The 21,853-nt window shown below is 67.2% G+C and carries 25 protein-coding genes, 1 tRNA gene and 1 pseudogene; 15 read left to right on the forward strand and 12 right to left on the reverse strand.

Features of this window, described 5'->3' with window-relative positions; all coding sequences use genetic code 11:
* From Q0581_RS01915 to Q0581_RS01930, 4 genes are all read left to right on the forward strand, one after another.
* Positions 1 to 410, forward strand: a 410-nt coding sequence (locus Q0581_RS01915) for a VTT domain-containing protein (protein ID WP_298697019.1), incomplete at its 5' end; no start/stop codon positions are given.
* Positions 411 to 447: 37 nt separating this feature from the next.
* Positions 448 to 987, forward strand: a complete 540-nt coding sequence (locus Q0581_RS01920; RefSeq protein ID WP_298697020.1) for a disulfide bond formation protein B — start codon at positions 448 to 450, stop codon at positions 985 to 987.
* Positions 977 to 1,552, forward strand: a complete 576-nt coding sequence (locus tag Q0581_RS01925) for a demethoxyubiquinone hydroxylase family protein (protein WP_298697023.1) — start codon at positions 977 to 979, stop codon at positions 1,550 to 1,552. The genes Q0581_RS01920 and Q0581_RS01925 overlap by 11 nt, the downstream gene beginning before the upstream one ends.
* A 53-nt stretch (positions 1,553 to 1,605) precedes the next feature.
* A complete protein-coding gene (locus Q0581_RS01930) occupies positions 1,606 to 1,989 on the forward strand; it encodes a hypothetical protein (protein WP_298697026.1) in 384 nt (127 codons plus the stop codon).
* A 77-nt stretch (positions 1,990 to 2,066) separates the two neighbouring features.
* On the opposite strand, the gene Q0581_RS01935 is transcribed toward Q0581_RS01930, so the two are convergent.
* The 4 genes from Q0581_RS01935 to ppa form a co-directional block, all read right to left on the reverse strand.
* Positions 2,067 to 2,222 carry a hypothetical protein gene (locus Q0581_RS01935; protein WP_298697028.1) on the reverse strand — a complete coding sequence of 52 codons (156 nt, stop codon included), beginning with the start codon at positions 2,220 to 2,222 and terminating at the stop codon, positions 2,067 to 2,069.
* 46 nt (positions 2,223 to 2,268) lie between these two features.
* On the reverse strand, positions 2,269 to 3,249 hold the full coding sequence (locus Q0581_RS01940; protein ID WP_298697030.1) for an esterase-like activity of phytase family protein: 981 nt from the start codon (positions 3,247 to 3,249) through the stop codon (positions 2,269 to 2,271).
* A complete protein-coding gene (cobT, locus tag Q0581_RS01945; protein ID WP_298697033.1) occupies positions 3,246 to 5,135 on the reverse strand; it encodes a cobaltochelatase subunit CobT in 1,890 nt (629 codons plus the stop codon). Before cobT ends, Q0581_RS01940 begins: the two co-directional genes overlap by 4 nt.
* A gap of 200 nt (positions 5,136 to 5,335) precedes the next feature.
* The gene (ppa, locus tag Q0581_RS01950; protein WP_292259345.1) at positions 5,336 to 5,884 is read right to left on the reverse strand and encodes an inorganic diphosphatase; all 549 of its coding nucleotides are present in this window, start codon (positions 5,882 to 5,884) and stop codon (positions 5,336 to 5,338) included.
* A gap of 116 nt (positions 5,885 to 6,000) precedes the next feature.
* Here ppa and Q0581_RS01955 point away from each other — a divergent pair, with 116 nt between their 5' ends.
* A complete protein-coding gene (locus Q0581_RS01955; protein ID WP_298697037.1) occupies positions 6,001 to 6,687 on the forward strand; it encodes a DUF599 domain-containing protein in 687 nt (228 codons plus the stop codon).
* Positions 6,688 to 6,918: 231 nt separating this feature from the next.
* Here Q0581_RS01955 and Q0581_RS01960 read toward each other — a convergent pair whose 3' ends face one another.
* On the reverse strand, positions 6,919 to 7,752 hold the full coding sequence (locus Q0581_RS01960; protein WP_298697041.1) for an N-formylglutamate amidohydrolase: 834 nt from the start codon (positions 7,750 to 7,752) through the stop codon (positions 6,919 to 6,921).
* A gap of 112 nt (positions 7,753 to 7,864) precedes the next feature.
* Between Q0581_RS01960 and cpdR the strand changes: the two genes are divergently transcribed.
* The 3 genes and pseudogenes from cpdR to Q0581_RS14690 form a co-directional block, all read left to right on the forward strand.
* Entirely contained in the window at positions 7,865 to 8,224 is a 360-nt protein-coding gene (gene cpdR / locus Q0581_RS01965) for a cell cycle two-component system response regulator CpdR (RefSeq protein WP_298697043.1), read from the forward strand.
* 157 nt (positions 8,225 to 8,381) lie between these two features.
* Positions 8,382 to 8,456: transfer RNA gene (locus Q0581_RS01970), tRNA-Val, on the forward strand.
* A 53-nt stretch (positions 8,457 to 8,509) separates the two neighbouring features.
* Positions 8,510 to 8,842, forward strand: a pseudogene (locus Q0581_RS14690) (DUF6538 domain-containing protein); the annotation flags it as partial.
* A gap of 176 nt (positions 8,843 to 9,018) precedes the next feature.
* On the opposite strand, the gene Q0581_RS14695 reads toward Q0581_RS14690, so the two are convergent.
* Complete coding sequence (locus tag Q0581_RS14695) at positions 9,019 to 9,495, reverse strand: recombinase family protein (protein ID WP_324524035.1); 477 nt, start codon at positions 9,493 to 9,495, stop codon at positions 9,019 to 9,021.
* Between the two features lie 15 nt (positions 9,496 to 9,510).
* On the opposite strand from Q0581_RS14695, the gene Q0581_RS01980 reads away from it, so the two are divergent.
* On the forward strand, positions 9,511 to 9,921 hold the full coding sequence (locus Q0581_RS01980) for a hypothetical protein (protein WP_298697045.1): 411 nt from the start codon (positions 9,511 to 9,513) through the stop codon (positions 9,919 to 9,921).
* Here Q0581_RS01980 and Q0581_RS14700 read toward each other — a convergent pair.
* Together Q0581_RS14700 and Q0581_RS01985 are read right to left on the reverse strand one after the other, a co-directional pair.
* A complete protein-coding gene (locus tag Q0581_RS14700) occupies positions 9,853 to 10,008 on the reverse strand; it encodes a hypothetical protein (protein ID WP_366876466.1) in 156 nt (51 codons plus the stop codon). The genes Q0581_RS01980 and Q0581_RS14700 overlap by 69 nt on opposite strands.
* A gap of 109 nt (positions 10,009 to 10,117) precedes the next feature.
* Positions 10,118 to 10,558, reverse strand: coding sequence for a hypothetical protein (locus Q0581_RS01985; RefSeq protein WP_298697046.1), 441 nt, complete (start codon positions 10,556 to 10,558; stop codon positions 10,118 to 10,120).
* Positions 10,559 to 10,686: 128 nt separating this feature from the next.
* Here Q0581_RS01985 and Q0581_RS01990 point away from each other — a divergent pair, with 128 nt between their 5' ends.
* On the forward strand, positions 10,687 to 11,403 hold the full coding sequence (locus tag Q0581_RS01990; RefSeq protein ID WP_298697047.1) for a recombinase family protein: 717 nt from the start codon (positions 10,687 to 10,689) through the stop codon (positions 11,401 to 11,403).
* Between the two features lie 2 nt (positions 11,404 to 11,405).
* On the opposite strand, the gene Q0581_RS01995 is transcribed toward Q0581_RS01990, so the two are convergent.
* Entirely contained in the window at positions 11,406 to 11,963 is a 558-nt protein-coding gene (locus tag Q0581_RS01995; protein ID WP_298697050.1) for a lipocalin family protein, read from the reverse strand.
* Between the two features lie 113 nt (positions 11,964 to 12,076).
* Here Q0581_RS01995 and Q0581_RS02000 point away from each other — a divergent pair, with 113 nt between their 5' ends.
* On the forward strand, positions 12,077 to 12,283 hold the full coding sequence (locus tag Q0581_RS02000; RefSeq protein ID WP_298697053.1) for a hypothetical protein: 207 nt from the start codon (positions 12,077 to 12,079) through the stop codon (positions 12,281 to 12,283).
* Between the two features lie 497 nt (positions 12,284 to 12,780).
* On the opposite strand, the gene Q0581_RS02005 is transcribed toward Q0581_RS02000, so the two are convergent.
* Positions 12,781 to 13,437 (reverse strand): hypothetical protein, encoded by a 657-nt coding sequence (locus Q0581_RS02005; protein ID WP_298697055.1) that lies wholly within the window; start codon positions 13,435 to 13,437, stop codon positions 12,781 to 12,783.
* 97 nt (positions 13,438 to 13,534) lie between these two features.
* Positions 13,535 to 14,668 (reverse strand): hypothetical protein, encoded by a 1,134-nt coding sequence (locus Q0581_RS02010; protein ID WP_298697057.1) that lies wholly within the window; start codon positions 14,666 to 14,668, stop codon positions 13,535 to 13,537.
* A gap of 290 nt (positions 14,669 to 14,958) precedes the next feature.
* Between Q0581_RS02010 and Q0581_RS02015 the strand changes: the two genes are divergently transcribed.
* From Q0581_RS02015 to Q0581_RS02025, 3 genes are all read left to right on the forward strand, one after another.
* The gene (locus Q0581_RS02015; protein WP_298697059.1) at positions 14,959 to 16,509 is read left to right on the forward strand and encodes a Do family serine endopeptidase; all 1,551 of its coding nucleotides are present in this window, start codon (positions 14,959 to 14,961) and stop codon (positions 16,507 to 16,509) included.
* Between the two features lie 82 nt (positions 16,510 to 16,591).
* Positions 16,592 to 17,263: a response regulator transcription factor gene (locus Q0581_RS02020; RefSeq protein ID WP_298697062.1), complete on the forward strand. Its 672-nt coding sequence runs from the start codon at positions 16,592 to 16,594 to the stop codon at positions 17,261 to 17,263.
* 315 nt (positions 17,264 to 17,578) lie between these two features.
* Positions 17,579 to 19,783 (forward strand): TonB-dependent receptor, encoded by a 2,205-nt coding sequence (locus Q0581_RS02025; RefSeq protein ID WP_298697066.1) that lies wholly within the window; start codon positions 17,579 to 17,581, stop codon positions 19,781 to 19,783.
* Positions 19,784 to 19,871: 88 nt separating this feature from the next.
* Here the strand turns inward: Q0581_RS02025 and Q0581_RS02030 are convergent, their stop codons facing one another.
* The gene (locus Q0581_RS02030; protein WP_298697069.1) at positions 19,872 to 20,795 is read right to left on the reverse strand and encodes a LysR family transcriptional regulator; all 924 of its coding nucleotides are present in this window, start codon (positions 20,793 to 20,795) and stop codon (positions 19,872 to 19,874) included.
* A gap of 114 nt (positions 20,796 to 20,909) precedes the next feature.
* On the opposite strand from Q0581_RS02030, the gene Q0581_RS02035 reads away from it, so the two are divergent.
* Positions 20,910 to 21,845 (forward strand): SMP-30/gluconolactonase/LRE family protein, encoded by a 936-nt coding sequence (locus Q0581_RS02035; RefSeq protein ID WP_298697071.1) that lies wholly within the window; start codon positions 20,910 to 20,912, stop codon positions 21,843 to 21,845.
* The last annotated feature ends 8 nt before the right edge of the window (positions 21,846 to 21,853 follow it).

Below are 21,853 nucleotides of genomic sequence, written 5' to 3' on the forward strand. Positions count from 1 at the left end.
CCACGGTCTGCACCCTCGCCTCGGTGCTGGGCGGGATTCTGGGCTACGCCATCGGGCATTTCCTGGAGCCGGTGGGCATGTGGCTGCTGGCCGTGATGGGCAAGGCCGACACCTTCGAGGCGTCAAAGGCCCTGTTCCAGCAGCACGGCGCCTGGGTGATCCTGATCAAGGGTCTGACGCCCATTCCGTACAAGCTGATCACCATTGCGGCGGGGGTGTTCGCCTTCAACCTGCCGCTGTTCATCCTGTTGTCGGTGATCACGCGGGCGGCGCGGTTCTTCCTGGTGGCCTTTGTGGTCAAGACCTTCGGCCCGGCCATGCTGGAGATCGTGGAGAAGCGGCTGGCGCTGTGGACCTTCCTGTTCGTGGTCGTGCTGGTCGGGGCCATCGTCGCGGTGCGTTTCATCTGATCGACGGCGCGCACAAGGTCGGTTAGGAAGGGGAACGATGATCGGCCTTTATCGCCTCCTGACCCGTTGGTGGACCGCCTTCGCCCTGGCGGCGTCCCTGGCCATGCTGGGCGCGGCCCATGCGTTCGAGCGGTTCGCCGGCCTGGCGCCGTGCAATCTGTGCCTGAAGCAGCGCGAGGTGTTCTGGGGCGCGGCGACCATCGCCCTGATCGCCACCCTGTGGGCCCTGGTCAGCCGGGCCAGCCGGGGCACGCCGCGCATCGCCGCCTTCCTGCTGGCCGCCGTTTTCGCCACCGGCGCCATCACCGCCGGCTTCCATGCCGGGGGCGAGCTGAAGTGGTGGGATCTGCCCGCCGCCTGCGCCGCCGGTGGTCCGATCAGCCTGGACGGCCTAGCCGCCCTGGCGCTGGGGACCGGGCCGGCCCCGCGCGTGGCCATGTGCGATTCTGTGGTGTGGAGCTTCCTGGGCCTGTCGATGGCGGGTTGGAATTTCATCCTCTCCACCGTGCTGGCGGGGTTCAGCCTGCTGGCCGCCAAACGGCCCAAGGACGCCCGGGCGCCGCGCCATGTCGACTGAGTCCGCCCCCCACGCGCCTCTGCCGCGCCCCGGACGCGGGGCCAGCCGCCGCCGGATGGGCGAGATCCTGCGGGTCGATCATGCGGGCGAATACGCCGCCGTCCTGATCTATCGCGCCCAGCGCGCCGTGTTCGAGGGCCGCCGCGGCCATGAGGCCGTCACCGCCGACATGGCCGAGATGGAGCGCCAGGAACAGGTGCATCTGGACCGGTTCAACGCCCTGCTGAACGCGCGCCAGGTGCGGCCCACGGCGATGACGCCGGTCTGGCGGCTGGCGGCCTCGGCCCTGGGGGCGGGCACGGCCCTGATGGGCGAAAAGGCCGCCCACGCCTGCACCGAGGCGGTGGAAAGCGTGATCGGCGACCACTATGCCGATCAGGTGGCGGAGCTGGCCGAAAGCGATCCTGACCTGGCCGCCGAGCTGGAGCGGTTCCGGCTGGAGGAGCTGGAGCACCACGACCACGCCGTCGCCCACGGCAGCCGCGAAGCCCCCGCCTATCGCCTGCTCAGCACGGTCATCAAGGCCGGCTGCAAGGCCGCGATCAAGATCAGCGAGAAGGTTTGAGGCGGGGTCGCCGTCGCTGGCGTCTCGGCGGCCGGGTCGGACGTCGAATCCGAGTGAAGTCCATCCTGTTGTCCAGCGCACGCAAAAGACCTGGCGCCTGGGGCGACTGGTTGAAGCTGGAGATAGGCAAGGGACTGGTTCCCCCCATCTTGTTCCTGGGCCTCAGAACAGCGGGCCTGCCCGTTCCAATCTGGCTTGGCGCCTTTTTGTGTATCGGCGCTGTGGTCTGGATGACTTTTGTCCTGGTCACCGCAGTTCCGGCGGCTTTCGCACTGAACCGCAGGCATCAGGCCTATCTTGATGCGGCAGGCATTGATCAAGGCTGGCAACGCTTGATTGTCAGTCGGGAGGCTTGGGGCCTGGCCCGACGTGACGCGCCAATGAGGGATGTGATCGCGCTCTGGCGTAGCGAGCGCCAGGCCGAGCGCCGTCACTGAGCGCGGTCATCAAGGCCGGCTGCAAGGCTGCGATCAAGATCAGCGAGAAGGTCTGAGGCGGGGTCGGCCGCCCGCCGTCAGGGCTTGGCGGCGCGGCTGCTGTTGACCAGAACGATCAGGGCGACCGGCCCAGCCATCACCAAGGGCATCCAGTCGCGGGTCGTATAGGCGGCCGCGGCGGCGATGATGATCGTCAACAGGGCCAGGGCGATGGTGATCAACCGTACGTTCATTTGAAAAATCCTCCCAATGTGAAAGTTGCACGGGAGGCGGCGGCGATCAATCCAGATCGAAAGCCAGCAGCAGCGTCCGTTGCGGCGCGTTGTTGTTGTCGTCCGACAGGATGTAGAGGCGCACCCCGTCGCCGCGCCGTTCGGCCGCGATCCCTTCGAAATTGTCAGTGGTCCCCGGCAGTTTCAGCTGGATCAGCACCGGACCCAGTTCGCCGTTCGCGCCCATGCGGCGCACCTGGGCGCGGGCGTCGATGGGCGGGGTGAAGGACCGTTCCACCACATACCAGCCGTCGCCGGCGGGGTTCCGGTCCATGCCGGTGATGCGATAGTCGCGGTCGTTCAGCAGCGGCTGGGGCGGATCGGTCAGGGTGCGGCAGCCGTCCTGGTTGTTGCAGTCCCAGACCCCGCCGCTCTCGCCCGCCACGACCCAGCCCCGGTTTGAGGCGGCCAGGCCCTCGATCCCGTCGTTCAGGGCGAAGGCGAAATCGGGCATGGCGGCCACGCTGGGTCGGGCCGCGGGCGCGTCGCCCCGGCCATAGTTCCAGATGCGGTGGTCGCGCTCGAAACTGATCAGCAGGTCGCCGGCGTCGGTGAAGGCCAGGCCCTCGGCGTCGCCATCGACCTTTTCCACGATGGGCGATCCGTCGCGCAGGGTCAGGCGGCGATAGCGCAGACCCTCGACCCCGATCAGCCGGCCGCGCCCATCCAGCACCAGCGACCCGCGCACCAGGTCGCCCGCGTCGGTGACCGAGATGAAGCCCTCTTCGCCCGTCAGCTTCAGGTCCGACAGGCTGTGCAGCGGCGAATCCGGGCTCAGAACGATCTCGATCCCGCCGGCGAAGGTCACGCCCGGCGCCAGGACCGCGCCTCCGGCCAGGCCCAGGCCAACCGGGCGATGCCGCGCCTCGGCCGCCGTCCAGCCCTCCGCCGGTCCGCTCCAGGGTGCGACGTCGGCGATCCGCCCCCCGGCGCAGGCGGCCAGGGCGAAGGCCAGCAGCAGGGCGGACAGGTTTCGGAACGATCTCATGCGGCGCGTCTCCCCCGGTCACGATGTGGCGCCCGTCCGCGCGGCCGGGCGGCCTCGGCGTCGAACAGTTCGGCCAGTTTCTCGATCATGGCCCCGGCCAGTTGCTCGACATCGGCCAGCATCAGGGCGCGGCGATAGAAGCGGGTCACGTCATGGCCGATGCCGATGGCCATCAGCTCGACCGGCGAGGCGGTCTCGATCTCGGCGATCACTTGGCGCAGGTGTTTGTCCAGATACAGGGCCGCATTGGCCGTCTGGGTGGAATCGTCCACCGGCGAGCCGTCCGAAATGACCATCAGGATGCGCCGCGCCTCGGGCCGGGCCATCAGCCGGTCGTGCGCCCACAACAGAGCCTCGCCGTCGATGTTCTCTTTCAGCAGGCCCTCGCGCATCATCAGGCCCAGGTTGCGCTTGGCCCGGCGCCAGGGGGCGTCGGCGGCCTTGTAGATGATGTGGCGCAGGTCGTTCAGTCGGCCGGGATTGGCGGGCTTGTTGGCGCTGATCCAGGCCTCGCGGCTTTGTCCGCCCTTCCAGGCGCGGGTGGTGAAGCCCAGGATCTCGACCTTGACCCCGCACCGCTCCAGCGTCCGCGCCAGGATGTCGGCGCACACCGCCGTGACCATGATCGGCCGCCCGCGCATCGAGCCGGAGTTGTCCAAGAGCAGGGTCACCACCGTGTCGCGGAACGGGCTTTCGCTCTCGGCCTTGAACGACAGGGGGCTGGTCGGGTCGGTGACGATGCGGGTCAGGCGCGCGGTGTCCAGCACGCCTTCCTCCAGGTCGAACATCCAGCTGCGGTTCTGCTGGGCCATCAGGCGGCGCTGCAGCTTGTTGGCCAGGCGCGCCACCACCGACGACAGGGCCGACAACTGCTGATCCAGCAGGGCGCGCAGCCGCTCCAGCTCCATCGGGTCGCACAGGTCGGCGGCGTCCACCACCTCGTCGAAGGTGGTGGTGAAGACGCGATAGGCGTCGACGGCCCGGCCGTCGTCCTGGGTCGCCTGGCGGTTGGGCAGGGCGCCTTCGTTCAGTTCGGGGCCGTCTTCGGACGCCTCGCCGTCCGGGTCGGCCGGGGCGCCGTCGGGGCGGCTGTCGCGGTCCTGTTCCTGGGTCTGGTCGTCGGCCGAGCCGTCCATCGACTGGCCGCCTTCGCCGCCGTCCTCTTCCTGCTCGTCCTGATCGTCGGCGGCGTCGGGCTGGGGTTCGGGGTCGGGCTGGTCCTCGCCCGCATCGTCCGAGGCGTCGTCGCCGCGCCCGTCGCCGGGGTCCAGCCCCAGGTCGCGCAGCACATCCTTCAGGCGGGTGGCGAAGGTCTCCTGATCGTCGGCGGTCTGGGCCAGGGCGTCCAGCGCCTTGCCGGCCCGCGCCTCGATGTCGGGCCGCACCAGATCGACCATGGCCGCGGCGCCGTCCGGCGCGCGTCGCCCCGTCACCCGTTCACGCAGCATCAGGGCCACGGCCTCGGCCAGGGGCACGCGCTCGGCCTCGGTCGCGCGCAAGGCGCCGGTCTTCTCCAGCCGGGTCAGAAGCGCCGCATCCAGATTGGCCCGCACCCCGGCCAGGGCGGTCGATCCCACCGCCTCTACCCGCGCCTGTTCGACCGCCTCGAACACCTCGGCCGCCTGGGCGTCGGTGGGGCGCAGGCGGGCGTTCAGCGCTTCGTCGTGATTGGCCAGCCGCAGGGCCAGCCGGTCCGCCTGGCCGCGCAGGGCGGCGCTTTCCGGCCCCGAAGGATCGCGCGACGGATGGGGCAGGGTCAGAACGCCGTCAGCCAGGCGCGGCCCGTCCGAGGCGAACACCACCTCCAGCTCGGCCTGTTCGGCCAGAGCCCGCGCGGCGTGGGCCAGGGCGCGCTTGAAGGTTTCGGCGGGGGTGTCGGCGGCCATGGGGCAGGCATAGCGGGAACCCTCTCCAATGGGGAGAGGGCTTGAGCGCCCGAGAGCCGTTAGGCGATCGGACTTTGCGTGAAAGGGTGAGGGGCGAATGTCAGGGGATGATCGGCGAACAGCCGACCCTCACCCTTTCGGCGGACGCATCGCTGCGCTCTGCGAGCCTCAAGCCCTCTCCCAGCGGGAGAGGGATGCGGCTACGCCGCTTCGCCGCGCAGCTTGGCTTCGGCGGCCTTCATGCCCTGGGCGATCAGCTCGGCCGCCTCGCCGGCGTCGGCCCAGCGGTTGACGTCCACGCGCTTGCCCTTCTCCAGGTCCTTGTAGCGGGTGAAGAAATGCTCGATCTGCTCGATCAGGATGGCCGGCAGCTGGCGATAGGACGCCACGCCCGAATAGAAGGGGTTCAGCTTGTCCACCGGGACGGCCAGGATCTTTTCGTCCTTGCCCGCCTCGTCCTCCATCATCAGGGCGCCGATCGGACGGGCGCGGATGACGCAGCCGGGCACCACCGGGGTCGGATTGATCACGATCACGTCGCAGGGGTCGCCGTCGTCCGACAGGGTGTGCGGAATGAAGCCGTAGTTGCCCGGATAATACATGGCCGTGTGCAGGAAGCGGTCCACGAACAGGGCGCCGGACGCCTTGTCCATCTCATACTTCACCGGCAGGCCGCCGGCGGGGATCTCGATGACGACGTTGACGTCCCACGGGGCGTTGGGACCGACGGGAATGGCGTCCAGGTTCATGACGGACTCTGTATTGTGCAACTGCGAAACGGGGAGGCGGCCGTGATAGGCGCACCGGGCCTGTCAGGCAAGCGCGGCGCTTGCCATCGGCCCCATACAGGGGGCAGGAAAAGATCATGACCACGCTGGACTGGACCGCCCTGATCCTCTTCGTGATGTGCTGGCTGGGCTATGGCCCGCTGCTCAGCGTCATCGCGCGCTGGGCCGGGTCGCTGAACGCCGACATGGTGCATGTGCGCGAGGCCTGGATGACGGCCATGACGCATCGCGAGATCCGCCTGCTGGACAGCCAGCTGATGGGCCACACCATCAACTCCGCCAGCTTCTTCGCCTCGACCAATCTGCTGCTGATCGCGGCGGTGGCGGGCATATTGTTCGGGGGCGAAAGCGCCCTGCGCGGCCTGGCCGCCGTGGGCGCCGAAGGCGTGCCGGTGAAGGTGCTGGAGGGCAAGCTGGCCCTGGTCATGGCCTGTCTGGCGCGTGGCCTGCTGGATTTCATCTGGTCGATCCGACAGATGAACTACACCATCGCCCTGATCGGCGCCGCGCCCGAGGTGGCCGAGGGCCAGGACCGCGACGCCTATGGCCAGGCGGTGGCGCGGGTGCTGAACCCGGCCCTGATGGCGTTCAGCCAGGGGGTGCGGGCCTATTATTTCTCGCTGGCGGCGGCGGCGTGGCTGTTCGGACCGATCTGGCTGGCGGTCGGGGGCGTGGCGGCCTTCGGACTGATGCTGTGGCGCCAGGAAGCCTCGCCCGCCGCCCGCGCCATCCGCGAGGCGCGACGACTGTTGCATCACGGCTGATCATTTTGCGGGTGCAGCATCGGTTTCCGGCCAAATTTCGCCCCTGGAACCGTTTACATTTCTGTCACAACGCTCGAATTCGTTACATTCCGTGACGTAAGGGGCGGAAAACCCGCTTGACGGATTGTGCGCTGCAACCTAACTTCATGGTGTCGCCTTCGGGCGGCATGCCCTTCCTGGGCGTTTCCTCCCTATATGACTTTCCAGCCGCGCCCCCGGGCGCGGCTTTTTTTATCCGACGTCCAGCAGGGCCGCGATCACCCGTCCCATCAGGGCGCGGCATCGCCCATGACCCGCCGAGGGGCCGCCGGTCAGCGGATCCAGATAAAGGCCGCGGCTGATCTCGATCTGGATCGCCTGAAACCCCTCGTCGGGCCGTCCCCAGGTCTGGGTCGACCATCCGCCCGCATAGGGCCTGTTCAAGGCCACGGTCAGGCCCTCGCGCTCGAACAGGCCGCGCAGACGTCGGGTCAGGGCGGGTTCGCAACTGGTCCCGTGCCGGTCGCCCAGCACCACCTGGGCCCCGCCGGCGTGGCCGGGCATGGAATGCCAGTCGATCAGGACCGCCCGCCCGTGCGCCGCCTGGGCCGCCCGCATCAACTGGGCCAGGGCGGCGTGATAGGGGGCATGCATCCGCGCGACCCGCCCCTGCGCCTCCTGAAGCGTCAGCCGCCGCCTATACAGCGCCGCGCCGTCCCCCGTCAGCCGGTGGATCACGCCATAGCCGGCCGCCGCCTGGGGCCCGGCCGCGCTCTCCAGCCCCTCGATCAGCTGCGGGTCCAGGGCGTCGGGCGCGCGGTTCAGGTCGACATAGGCGCGCGACAGTCGGGCGGCGATCAGCGGGGCGCCGAGGGCCGGCCCGGGCGCCGCCATCTGGTCCATCATGGCGTCGGTTGCGCCGTTGATGCGCGCGGCGCTCAGAGCCGGGTCCGCCCGCATATCTTCCGGCAGGGCCGTGCCCGAATGGGGCGAGGCGAAGACGAACGGTCCGGGCGCGCCCGTCGGCGCCGTCACGGTGAAGACGGCGTCTGCGGGCGAAACGGTCTGGCCAGGGGGCGCGGTCATGGCGCCTCAATAGCCGCTTTCCACAGAAGACGAAGTCGCCAAGGCGATGTTTTTCATGGCCGGTTTACCGTTGCGGCTATAGCGTCGCCGGACATTCGCGGGGGAGCCATCAATGGCGCGCATACTTCTGGCTGAAGACGACGGCTCGCTGCGCGGCTTCCTGACCCGGGCGCTGGAGCGGGCGGGCCACGAGGTGGTGGACTGCGAAAACGGCGACGACGCCATCGACGCCCTGGACGCCGGACCCTACGACCTGCTGCTGACCGACATCGTCATGCCCGGCGCCGACGGGATCGAGGTGGCCCGCGTGGCCGCCGCCCGCCAGCCGGGCCTGCGCATCATGTTCATCACCGGCTTCGCCGCCGTGGCCCTGTCGGCCGCCCAGGCCAGCCCCCAGGCCAAGGTCCTGTCCAAGCCGGTGCATCTGCGCGATCTGGTCAATGAGGTCGAGCGAATGGTGGCGGCGGCCTGATCCTTGGTCGCTACCGCTCGCGCCGCGGGCGCTCACTGCTTGAGCGAGGATGCGCGCGGGGCTTTCGATTTGAGCGCTTTCCCGCTTGCGGTCATCGAAGCGGCCGGGTTATAGACGCCGCCTTCCCGCCCCGGCGCACAGCCAGGGCCGCCAAGGCGGACGCGTAGCTCAGCGGGAGAGCACTACGTTGACATCGTAGGGGTCACAGGTTCAATCCCTGTCGCGTCCACCATTCTCCCCCAACACATTGCAAGCGTTGATGAAACTGCTCCCCAGCGGTCGAAAATGCGCGTTTGCTACACCAGCTTGCTACACCAACGGCATCTGGAAGGGTCGGAAAACAGTTCTGAATCAAAGCCTTCAGCCGACTCGGACTGCTACATCAACCTGCTACACCAACCGTCCAAACGGCGCCCTTCACCGTCTTCGCGGTCACCTCAACATCGGCGCGCGAATCCTCCCTGCCTGATCGTCAGGGGCAGGGTCTTCCATGTTCGGATGAAGGTGCCTCGGAAAGCTCAGGCGACGGTCGGACGAACGCAGGTCTGGCGGTCGCTCGGGACTGGCAACAGATCAGAGGCCATCCGAAAGTCCAAACTCGTCATTGCTGATCTCGAACGGTCATTCTGGGCAGCGGCCGGAACACCGGCTGCTGAAGCGAGGTCCGCCGAGGTCGTCATGCCTGAGCCGGTCACGGTCGAGGCGGCACCGATCTCCACGATGACGTTCAGCGACCTGTTTCGCCACTTCCAAGCGGACCCATCGAAGGTCCGCGCGCCCAAGACGCAGATGATTTACGATGGGCTTCTCTGGATCACGTCGAGCGTGTGGGGCGAGAACCGTCTCCTGACGTCCATAGACCGTTCAGCATGTCGTGAACTGTTGGAGGTGCTGCGCTGGTTGGGACGACCGAAGTGCTTGCCCTGGGCTCGGGCACGGCCGAGACCAGCCTTGATGCGGGCCGTGATGATCGAGCGTTCGAACTCAGCGAAGACGCCCGGCATCTGGAAGAGCATGCGGCCTGAGGGCGTGCTGGTGTCGATATCCTGCGGGGATGCACCCGCAGTGACCCCAGTCAGCGATTCAAGTCGATCGGCGCCGTCTTGGACGCCATTCTGAGCGTAGGCTTCACTCCGAAAACTCCTCCGAGCCAAGAGTTCGGTCAACTTCATAGGGGTTCTCGAAGCGGACACCCCACCCGACGCAGCGTTCTGGGGGCGTCTGGCCGACTTTCTTGAGGGTGATGCTGAGGCGGCGGACAAGTATGCCATCTTCGGAAAATGGGGGTGGAGCGCATCCAAACTGCTTGCGCTGATGCTCCAGACGATGCGGCGCGGATCGGAATCGAGTTCGCACAATGGGTGGCGCGAACGGCATTCAATTTCGACTACTGCGACGCTCTGGCGAACAGGCTGGAGGCTTTCTTTGAAGGCACCGAATTCGAATGCAAGGTGGAGTGCCTAATGGCACTGCTCTCGATGGGAACGTCGCACAACAGGTGGTTCGTCGAGCGAAAATTCACTCGCCTCGCCTCCCCCGAAATGGACGAAAATCTCGCAAAACGCCTCGCTGTCCAGTTTCGTATTGGTGGCGGGGAGGTCTGTGACCAGATCGACCACCTCGAGAAATCAATCAACTTCGACCGTGCCGATCTTCATCCCGCGTTGGTGAAAGCCCTCGCGGACATCTGCAAATGAGGTTCCCTTAGCCTGGAGGTCGGAGAGGAAGGCGATCAGATCGGGCAGGGATCGGCCTAGCCGGTCCACGGCGAAGGCGGCCACCATGTCGATCTCTCGACGGCTGACGGCCTTCAGGAGGGCATCGAAGGCAGGCCGCTTTCCGATCTGATTGATGTCCACCGAACCGTGAGGAAGGCGATGACCGACAGCGTCGCTACGTCAGCCGCCGACTGACTGGCGCCTGACCGCGCGGCTTGCGTCCCAGCAGTCGGGCGAAGACGCTGATCAGCCAAGCCCACCACGACTGCCGACACTTGCCCTCGCTGTTGAAGGCATAGGGGTAGGCGTGCGCGTCGCTGTCGATGTCGCCGGTCGGCTGGGCCACGCGAGCCTGATAGTCGGCCTTGAACGCCTTGAAGTCCTTGTAGACGACGTAGGAGAGGTAGCCCGCCACGCCCAGCGCGATCAGGGCCGGGGCCAGCTTGGCGACGGCGACGGCGAACCCCTTGGTTCCAGCCGATCCGACCCCAGCAGCGCTCAACGTCTCGACGACCGGCGCCGGGATGCCGTGGAAATAGCAGTAGGCTCCGGCCGCCACGACAGCGACCGTAGCCGCCCCCGCGATGATCGGCATGGTCGCCGGTGCAGACGCCACGGATACCGCCGTCGCCGACATCTGCGACAACGCCCCGGCAGCAGTGGCGACCCGGACACCACCTTGGCTCCGACTAAGGTGCCGCCGAGATAAGACCCGCCATAAGACAGGATCGCGCCCCCGGAGGAATGCGCCACCAAGGCGAGGCCGCCCACCGTCAAGATCGCCACATTGCCCCCGCTGATCTGATTGACGCCCCGACGATCCATGAGATCTTCTCGGAGATAAAGAGAGCAGGTCTTTACCTCAGCGTCAGCCAAGATTCCCAGACGACCGAGAACCAGCGCCGCATCCTGATGGAGGTGGCCGAACGGGCGGACTGGACCGTCGTCGAGGTGTTCGAGGATGCGGGCTTCTCCGGCGCCAAGGGGCGGGACAAGCGCCCCGCTTTCGACGCCCTGGTCAAGGCCGTCCATCGTCGGGAGATCGACCTGGTGGCGGCATTCGCCGTCGATAGGCTCGGAAGGTCGCTGCCCGATCTGGTCAGCTTCCTGAACGACATCCAAGCCCGTGGCTGCGACCTCTACCTGCACCAACAGGCCGTGGACACTTCGACGCCGAGCGGCCGGATGCTCTTCCAGATGTTGGCGGTTTTCAGCCAGTTCGAGCGCGCCATCATCACCAGCCGGATCAACGCGGGCCGCGCCCGTGCCCGAGCGCGCGGCGTGAGCTTCGGTCGCCCCAACCTCTCACTGAAAGTTCGGCAAAAGGTCCAGAAGGCGTTGGCGGACGGTCACTCAATCCGTCAGGTCGCCAAGATCACTGGCGTCTCCTCGGCATCAGTCGGCCGTATCAGGAAGGCCATGACGACGATCAAGGACCGTCAGGAGAGCGTCCCCGCCTGACGTCAGTCTCCCGGCTGCTGGGTGGTCCTTAAGATCTTCAGATCGTAGCCGAGTTCACGCGCTCGGTTCATCATCGTTTCTCGGACCTGCGGAGAAGGTTGGGCAGAGCGGGACAGGAGCCATAGATATCGGCCAGAAGGCTCGCCGACGATGGACCACGAGTAGTCGTCGGCGCGGTCCAGAACCCAGTAGTCACCGACGTAGAAGGGGCCGAAGAACGACACCTTCAGCTTGGCGTTGCCGCTGCCTTCGACGACCTTGGCCTTGGCTTCCGCCGACCGCATCTCGCCATTCAGTCCGGCCTGCCGACAGGTGTTCACCACGCTGACCTGTCCGTCTTCACGCAGTCCGTAGGTGGCCGTCACGCCTTCGCAGCCACGCTGGAAGCCCGCTTCATAGCGCGCGATCTCATACCAGAGACCTGCATAGCGATTGAGGTCCACCGGCTTGGCGGGCTGGGGCACAGAAGGATTGCCGACAGGGCCGCGCTGGATCGTGGCGCATGCGGTCAGAGCGACGGCGGCGCCCGCGAGGAGAAGAAGGGGGAGAGTCCGTTTCATCGCCCCGAAACGACCATGCAACGGCTACGGTTCCTGCGCTTCACAGCGAGGAGGGGACGATTGGCAAGCTGTGCCAGCGGCTGCATCATCGACGTCAGAGGAAGGACGGGCCGATGCACCTGCTGTTGGGGATACTGGGCGTCGTCATGGGGGTCGCCTACTTGGCAATGGCGATCAAAGACCGGTTCGCCAGCGACAAGGCCGGGCGTGTTCTGGCTCGACGAGACAGCCAGCCCATCGCCTACTGGTTCAACGTCGTGCTGTTCACATGCATGGCCGTTGGAGGCGTCGGCCTGATCCTGATCTCGTTCGATCTATAGGCTGGCCGCACTACGCATAGGTCTATCGTCCGAAAACAATCGACCTCGACTTGCTGATGTTCTGGCCACCCGCACCCGACGTTAGCGACGGTCACTCAAGGCTGTGGACGACGTTGACCCTGAACGCTCCGAGGACTCTCCTCGCGGCTCGAACATCCGAGTCGCGGAGCATCCCCTATGGCCGACGACGGCCCCAGTGCACCTGCCGATAGCCCGGCCTACCAGCACGCCGATGACGACACCGCGCCCGTCCCTGTCGCGTCCACCATTCTTTTCAATACATTAGAGCTGATATCGGGCGCTTAGCCGGGCGGTTTGCCGCGTGCTTGCGTCGGTTTGTCAGCAGGCATCAATCTGGGCTTGGATTCTCTGGGGGGGCGGATGAAGATCATCCGGGCCAAGCGACGCCAGCCTGGGTGACCGAACAGCTGCAAGCCGCCCGACCCTGGACCGGGGGGCGGATCATGCGGCTACGGCCGTTGCGGTCGCCTTCAGGGTTACGGCTGCGGGTGTCGGATCGGGCGTTGATGCAGATGCAGCGCGGCGCCGCCGGCGAGGATCAGCCCGAACAGGATCATCGCCCATTCGGTCAGGGTCGGCACCACAGCGGGCATGGCCACCGCGACGATGGCCGCCGTCGCGGTCAAGCCGCTGGTGTTGTCGGTGCTGACGGTCAGGGCGCCCCCCGTCACGGGAATGGCGTAGGCCACAGCCAGATTATGGTCGATGCCCGGTCCGGCGGTCGATCCCGCCACGGCCAGGTCGATGGGGCCGGCGTCCAGGTGATGGTTCCAGCCGTTCTCGCTGTTGAAATAGACGCCCGTCAAAGTGCCGCCGTCCGCGCTGCAGAACAGGATCGAATCGGTCAGGGCGACGGGCGCCAGGGCCCCGACCTGGACCGTGGCGCTGATGGCCGTCACGCATTTGCCCGGTCCGGCCGGCGCCCAGTTCGCCAGCAGCGGATAGGGCGTCAGCGTCGCCGTGTCGGCACGAACCGTGTAGACGATGGTTTCCGCCGCAAAGGGCACGCCCAGCAGAACGCCGTCCTGATTGGGCAGGGTCAACACATAGTCGTTGACGGCAGCGTTCGTCGGGCTGGCGGCGAACGCCAGCAGGGCGGCGCCCACCAGGGCGGAAACATGGGTCGCGCGCACGATCGTAATCCTCCGTACCGGCAGATTTCGCGGCTCTGCCCCATGACGGTGGTAGCGGCGCCTCTGTCGGTCGGCCTCATCCACATGGATGATGCGGTCAGGTTTCGTCCTGATCCTGGCCGTCGGGGATTTGCGCGAGCAGTTGCGACAGGTCCGCTATGCGCGACATGCCCGTCTTGGCCAGAACGGAGCGAACCTGGGCGCGGACGGTGGCCATGGAGACCGGACGTGCGGCCGTGATGTCCCGCGGCGTCAGGCCGGACGCCAGTTCGCCGACCAGGCGCGCCTCGGCGGGACTTAGATCGAACAGTCCGTTGAGCAGTTCGGGCAGGGGGGCGGCCCTGCGCCTGAGCAGGGACACCACCATCAGCGCCTGGCCGCCGGCGAAGATGTCTTGCGCCGCCCCGCGCACGGGAAGCAGATGGATGATCAGCGGGGGGTGTGATCCATCCGCCGCCGCGGGCAGGGGGATGGACAGGCCGGACCTGGGCGTGTCGCGGGCGTTGATCCGATCCAGCCCCTGGCGCAGCAGCAGGTTTCGGGACCGATCCCGCAGAGCGACGCCGCCATGGGCGGTCGGCAACAGAATGGCGTCCAGGCTTTCCAGCAGGCGGTTGGAGCCGATCACGCGGCCGGTCGGATCGACCACCGCCGCCGCCAGTCCGAGCCGGGCCAGGGTTTCGGTCATCGCCCGGGCGCGTTCCAGCCCCAGGCGCGCGGCGATGAACATGGCGCGGTGCAGATCGGGGCGCAGGTGGTCCAGCGCGGCGACTTCGCGCGGCCGATAACGCCCCTGATCCTGCATGCGGGCCAGGACGAACGTCGCCTGATCCCCGCTGTGCAACGGGATGACGGTGGCCAGACGCTGTCCGAAACCGCGCGCCGCCAGGGGCGCCCAGACCGCATCGGCGGCGGTTTCCTCGGGGCTCATGACGTCATCGACCGAACTGAAGGCGCCCGGCCGGGTCGCCAGGGTCCAACGCACGCTGGGGCTCATTCGCCAGGCGTCGGACTGCAGGAAGGGCTCGATCAGATCGCTGGTCATGTCGGTGGAGATTCCACGCGGACTGAACCGCTCGCTGAACACGAACAGCGAGTTGGAGCGGGAGTTGGAGATGCGGTTCATCGCGTCCAGCGCCCCGGTCCACCGTTCGGGGATCAACGCCGCTTCGTAGATGTGATCGACCAGGCTTTCGGACACTTCGACTACTGCAGATCGCCACGCCATCATGGGGGCGTCGGGGCGGTGAGGGGGCGGGCGCCTCTTACGCAGGGCGCAACAGCCGTCCACCCGATCCTTAGCCGATGTCGCGGCGCGGGGGGAGCGGATTGGAGCGCCGCCGCCCCCGAGGATCCTTCGCGTCTTGCAGCCGTTTGGGCGCCGTGATGCCGCAGATGCGCCCTATGACGGTCGGGAGCGTTGGCGAGGCTGAACGCCAGACGGCTTGGCTTGGGCCCGGTGCGGTCTATATCTGGGATGAGCGGGCCGGTTCGGCCCCGATGCAGGATCGAAGGACGGGTATGCTTAAACGCAAGGAGTTCATCCTCGGCGCCGCCGTGGGGCTGACGTTCGCGGCGGCCGCGACGGCGGGCGGGGTCATTTCCTGGCCCGGCGCACAGGCGGCGCCGGCGGTGGCGGGATTGATCGCGCCATCGGGCGGCGCCGGCGGTGCGGCCTTCGCCCCGCCGCAGGGCGCGCCCCTGTCGTTCGCCCAGATCTTCGATCAGGTCGCCCCGGCGGTGGTCCAGATCAACACCGAGACCCGGATCGAACGCCCGCGCGGACGCGGCGGCGTGCTGCAGATCCCCGGCCTTCCGTTCGCCGTTCCGACCCCGGAAGACGGCGAAGACGGCGAAGACAACACCATCCAGGGCCGCGGCGCCGGATCGGGCTTCTTCATCAGCCGCGACGGCTACATCGTCACCAACAACCATGTGGTCGAGAACGCCGAGAAGATCACCGTCGTCCTGTCGGACCAGCGCGAGCTGGACGCCCGGGTGATCGGCCGCGACGAGGCGACCGACCTGGCGGTGCTGAAGGTCGAGGGTAACGACTTCTCGTTCGTGGCCTTCGAGGAACAGAACGAGCCGCGCGTCGGCGACTGGGTCATTGCGGTGGGCAATCCGTTCGGTCTGGGCGGCACGGCCACGGCGGGCATCGTCTCGGCGCGCGGACGCAATATTCCGGCCGAGCGCAGCAGCAACTATGTCGACTATCTGCAGATCGACGCGGCCATCAACACCGGCAATTCCGGCGGCCCGACCTTCGACATCTATGGCCGGGTGATTGGCGTCAACACGGCCATCTATTCGCCGACGGGCACCTCGGTCGGGATCGGTTTCGCCATTCCGGTGACGGTGGCCAAGCCGGTGGTGGATCGCCTGATGCGCGGCGAACAGATCCAGCGCGGCTATATCGGCGTGCAGGTGGGCGAGGTCAGCCGCGAAATGGCCGAGGCCATGGGGCTGCAGAGCGGCCAGCGGGGCGCCTTCATCAATGAGGTCAATGCAGGCGGCCCGGCCGAACGTGGGGGCCTGCGCGCCGGCGACATCGTGGTGTCGATCAATGGCGAGCGCATCAACACCATGACCGAACTGACCCGTCGCGTCGCCAATGTGGCGCCGGGCCAGACCATGCGGCTGGAGGTGCTGCGCGAAGGCCGTCGCCAGACGCTGAACATCCGCGCCGACGCCCGCCCGTCGGAAAGCGAGCTGAACAACCCGACGACCGACGACAGCGGCGCGGCCGAACCGGCCAAGCCCGCCGCCCCGACCGGCGAAGTCGTGGCCGGGCTGAACCTGGCCGAACTGAGCCCGGCCCTGCGCCAGCGCTATGAGATTCCGGCCGGGGTCGAGGGCGTGGTGGTGACCGGTGTGGCGCGCGGCGGCGATCGCCGCTTCTCGGCCGGCGTGGTCATCATGATGATCAATCAGCGTCCGGTGCGGTCGGTGGCCGACGTCAGGGGCCAGGTCCAGGCCGCGCGGGCGGCGGGCCGGTCCAGCGTCTTCGTGCTGGTGCGGACGCCCAACGGCAACGCGCCGGTGGTTCTGGAGCTGCCGGAAGGCGACTGATCCGCCTGACAAAGCCGTAACTGACGGGATCGCCGCCGATGCGCTAACATCGGCGGCGATTCTGCAATTTGGGGCATCCGCCATGCGTATCCTGGTGGTCGAAGACGACGCCGAAGCCGCCGCCGCCATGATGCGCGGCCTGACCGAGGCGGGGCACGATGCGGTCCACGCCGTCGATGGCGCCTTCGGCCTGCTGGAGGCCCAGAAGGGCGGCTATGACGTCTATGTCGTCGACCGGATGATGCCGCGCCTGGACGGGGTGGGCATGGTCGAGACCCTGCGCCGCGACGGCGACCAGACCCCGGTGCTGTTCCTGTCGGCCCTGGGCGAGGTCGAGGACCGGGTCACGGGGCTGAAGGCCGGAGCCGACGACTATCTGGTCAAACCCTATGCCTTCGCCGAACTGATCGCGCGGGTCGAGGCCCTGTCGCGCCGTCGCGAGACCGGCAGCGTGGCCACCATGCTGAAGGTCGGCGAGCTGGAGATGAACCTGATCGCGCGCACCGTGCATCGCGCCGGCCAGGAGATCGACCTGCAGCCGCGCGAGTTCCAGCTGCTGGAGTTCCTGATGCGCCATGCCGGTCAGTCGGTGACCCGCACCATGCTGCTGGAGAAGGTGTGGGAGTATCATTTCGACCCCCAGACCAATGTCATCGACGTGCACATCAGCCGTCTGCGGTCCAAGATCGACAAGGGCTTCGACAAGGCCATGCTGCAGACGGTGCGCGGCGCCGGTTATCGCCTGGAAGCCTGATTTCGAGACGCGGCGGGACATCCTGGTCCCAATGACCGCCCGGCGCCTCCCTGTCCGGCGACGGGCAGGGGCCGCCGTGTCACGACATCGGCCGAAGATGACAAAAGCCCCCTGATAACCGTATCTCTTGCGGACAAGTCATAACGAAATCCGCATTGATCGAATGCAAATTACGGGCGTTGTCCCCGGTCGCGACCCGCCCCTAGCATGATCCTCAGGATGGCGAAGATCATCCGAGGAAACGTCTAGCCCATGCATCCGAAGACCGGCCTGATCCGGCGAGGGTGTACAGCCTGTCCAGGGAGGGACACGCCCATGATCCGGCGTCGCGGATATCTGAGCCTCATGTGCGCCACGGCGCTGTCGACCGTCGGCCTGTGCGCCACGGCCCATGCGCAGGAGGCCCCGTCCGGCCAGGCGGCCGCCACTCTGGACGAGATCGTGGTCACGGCCGAACGGCGCGCGACCAATGTCCAGACCACGGCCATGGCGGTCAGCGCCTTCTCGGCCGAGGTGCTGGAGCGCAGCCAGATCGACAATATCGAAGACCTGTCGCAGATGGTGCCGAACGTCAATTTCGGCCAGCAGTTCGGCAACGCCCGCATCGCCATTCGCGGCATCGGCTTCGACACCATCGCCCCGGGGTCCGAGGCGCGCGTCGCCTATCACCTGGACGGGGTCTATATCAGCCGCCCTTCGGCGGGCCTGGCGGGCTTCTATGACGTCGAGCGGATCGAGGTGCTGCGCGGCCCGCAGGGCACGCTGTACGGCCGCAACGCCACGGCCGGTTCGGTCAACATCCTGTCGCGGGCGCCGAGCGAGGATTTCGGCGGCTATGGCCGCGCCACCCTGGGCAGCCATGGGCGGATCGAGACCGAGGGCGCCATCGGCGGCGGCCTGTCGGACGGTCTGGCGGCGCGCTTCGCCTTCCGCACCGAGCGTCGCGACGGCTATGGCAAGAACCTGACGACCGGCGAGGATGCGGACAACCGCGACACCCTGTCGGCGCGCCTGCGGGTGCGGGCCCAGCCCAGCGACCGGCTGCAGTTCGACCTGATCGCCGACATCCATCAGGAAGACGACAGCTCCAACGCCCTGCATTATTTCGGCGCGGGCAATCCGAACCGCACGCCGGTGGGCGTGGCCCTGGGCGGCCGCACCGGCCCCAACTATCACGACATCTACAGCGACGTGGCCTCCAGCAACGTGCGCGAGAACTGGGGTCTTCAGGGCCAGATTCGCTATGACCTGAGCGACACCCTGACCTTCACCTCCATGACCGCCTATCGCGAGACGGAGTACCGGACCCAGACCGACCTGGACGCCACGGACGCGCCGCTGACCTATTACGGCCAGCACGAGAACGCCGATCAGTTCACCCAGGAATTCCAGCTGTCGGGCGACTATGGCGACTTCAACTTCATCGCCGGGGCCTATTTCTTCCGCGAGACCATCGATTCCGGCCTGACGGTGCCGTTCAATCTGCGTGTCCTGGGCGGCGCCGACCGGGTCATCATGGGCCAGGCCATCGGCGGCCAGACCGAAACGGACGCCTGGGCGCTGTTCGGTCAGATCGACTATGCGCTGACGCCCGACCTGAAGCTGGTCTTCGGCCTTCGCTACAGCGAAGAAGACAAGCACATGGACGAATACGCCCAATTCGACACGGTGCGGACCTACAGCCCGTCCAACCCGATCATCCCCAACCGCACCCAGTCGATCGACGGATCGTGGAGCGCCTGGACGCCCAAGCTGACGCTGGAATACCAGCCCCAGGACAATCTGTTCCTGTACGGAACCATCTCGCGCGGGTTCAAGAGCGGCGGCTTCAACGTCGGCGGCATGCAGGCGCCGTTCGAGCCGGAGATGATCTGGAACTATGAGGCCGGGCTGAAGGCCGACTGGTTCGACCGCACCCTGCGCACCAATCTGACCGCCTTCCACTATGACTACAGCGATCTGCAGGTCACCAAGGTGGTCGGCAACGTCATCACCACCGTCAACGCCGCCGAGGCCGTGATCCGCGGCATCGAGGGCGAGATCAGCTGGATCGCCACCGACGCCCTGCGGTTCGACGCCACCTTCTCGATGACGGATTCCGAGTACAAGGACTTCGCCACCTCGGACCCGGCGCGGCCGCTGCTGGGGGTCATCGACCTGGCGGGCAACCGTCTGTCCCAGTCGCCGCGCTACACCTTCTCGGTCTCGGGTCAGTACGACATCCACACCGAGACCTCGGGCATCTTCAGCCCACGGATCGAGCTGTATGCGACCGACAAGGTTTACTTCAACGCCTTCAACCGCGATGTCGCCGCCCAGCCCGCCTATGAGCTGGTGAACCTGCTGGTGAACTGGGAAAGCCCATCGGGCCAGTGGACCGGCTCGGTCTTCGTGCGCAACGTGGCCGACAAGGAATACATCGCCAACGCCTTCGTCGGCACCAGCCTTCTGGCCGACACGGTGGTCGGCGTGGCCGGCCCGCCCCGCACCTGGGGCCTGACCCTGGGCTACAAATTCTGAAAACGGCGGCTCCGCCGGGACGATCCTGATCCTCGTCCAGACTGGCCCCTTTCGCCCCCCGCGAAAGGGGCTTTTTCTTGGGTAGGCTTCAGTCCTTGACCAGACGGGCCGAGGGCCAGGCGCCGCGCGCCACCAGATCGGCCAGCATGTCGTCCAGCAGCGTCTCGAACGCCCGCAGCGCCGCCGTGCCGGGGTGGCCGCGCAGGCTGGCCACCGCCCAGTCGCTGCGGAAACCGTCGATCAGCCCGACCTTCAGCCGGTTGCGCCGGTCGAAGCCTGCGACCGCGCAGGCCGGCACCACCGAATAGCCGACCCCTCGTTCGACATAGTCCAGCAGCGACAGGGTGTTGACCTCCAGCACCATGTCGGACCGAAGCCGAGCCTGGGCCAGAACCCGCTCCAGCTCACGCCGCACATTGGTGGTGTGGGTCAGAAGCACCATCGGCTGGCCGGTCAGGGCCTTCAGATCCAGCTTGCCGTCGCGCACCACCGTCGAATCCGGCGGCCCGATCAAATAGGCGCCGTCCGAGACGATGTGGCGGGTTTCGATCTCGGGGTCGCGGTCCACCATTGTGACCACGGCGGCCTGGATCTCGCGCCGTTTCAGCGCCTGGCGCAGGGCGTCGGTGGTGCCTTCGACCAGGCGCAGGGTGACGGACGGATGCCGTTCGCGAAAGGCGGTGATCAGCGGCGTGGTCACCAGGCCGGTCCACGACAGGGGCATGCCGATGGCAAGCTGGCCGCTGGGCCGCGCCTCGCGCGCATGCAGGACTTCGGACAGGGTGTCGGCGCGGGCCAGGATCTCGCGCGCCTGTTCGACGAACAGGGCGCCCGCCTCGGTCAGGCGCACGCCCCGGCCGTGACGCATCAGCAGCGCCACCCCCATCTCGTCTTCCAGCTGCTTCAGGTGACGGCTCAGCGCCGGCTGGGTCATGTGCAGCTGGGCCGCGGCGCGGGTCAGATTGCCCGTCTCGGCCACCTTCAGGAAATAGCGCCAGCCCCGCAAGATCATGACATTACCTCATCGTTATATCTGCCATCTCTAAAACGAAGATTGTTGCATGGCTAGGAGGCGTTAGCCTGTCGCTCCAGAACACGGCGTCAGACCGTTTGGAGGAAACAGAAGATGACGAAATTCCAAGAGATCGCAGGCGGATTCTATTTCCCGGAAGGCCCCGTGGTCATGCCCGACGGCTCGGTGATCGTGACCGAGATCGGCGCCCGCAAGATCAGCCGCGTCACCGCGTCCGGCGCGGTCGAGACGGTGGCCGAAACCGGCGGCGGCCCGAACGGCGCGGCGGTCGGTCCCAATGGCGTGCTGTATGTCTGCGACAACGGCGGCCAGGACTTTTCCAAGGTCCAGGGCATCACCTTCCCCGGCGGCCAGTCGGCCGACTACGAGATCGGCTCGATCAAGACGGTCGACCTGAACACCGGCGCCTTCAAGAACCTGTACACCCACTTCGGCGACAACCTGCCGCTGAAGAGCCCGAACGATCTGGTGTTCGACCGTCACGGCGGCTTCTACTTTTCCGACCACGGCAAGATGCGGCTGCGCGATCACGACCTGGGCGGCGTCTATTACGCCAAGGCCGACGGGTCGGGGGTGGTCGAGCTGGCCAACCACATGCACGGACCGAACGGCGTCGGCCTGTCGCCGGATCACAAGACCCTGTACGTCGCCGAAACCTGGTCGCGTCAGCTATGGGCCTTCCCGATCGAGGCGCCGGGCGTGCTGGGTCGTGATCCCAAGGCGCTGTTCGCCCACGGCGGCCGCTTCATGGCCGGGGCGCCGGGCTTCCGCTTCTTCGACAGCCTGGCGGTGGATTCGGCCGGCAACGTCTGCGTCGCCGCGCCGGGCGAAGGCCTGATCGTGGTCTATGATCCCGATGGCCGCGAAGTCGATGTGATCGAGACGGGCGACCCCCTGGCCACCAACATCGCCTTCGGCGGGCCGGACCTGAAGACCGCCTATCTGACCCTGGCGGGCACCGGGCGTCTGGTGGCCATGGACTGGCCCGTGCCGGGCGTGCCGCTGGTCCACCTGAACGAGCCGGGCTGAGGCGGCGC

Source organism: uncultured Brevundimonas sp., assembly GCF_937863155.1.
In the GTDB taxonomy this organism is placed as follows: Bacteria; Pseudomonadota; Alphaproteobacteria; order Caulobacterales; family Caulobacteraceae; genus Brevundimonas.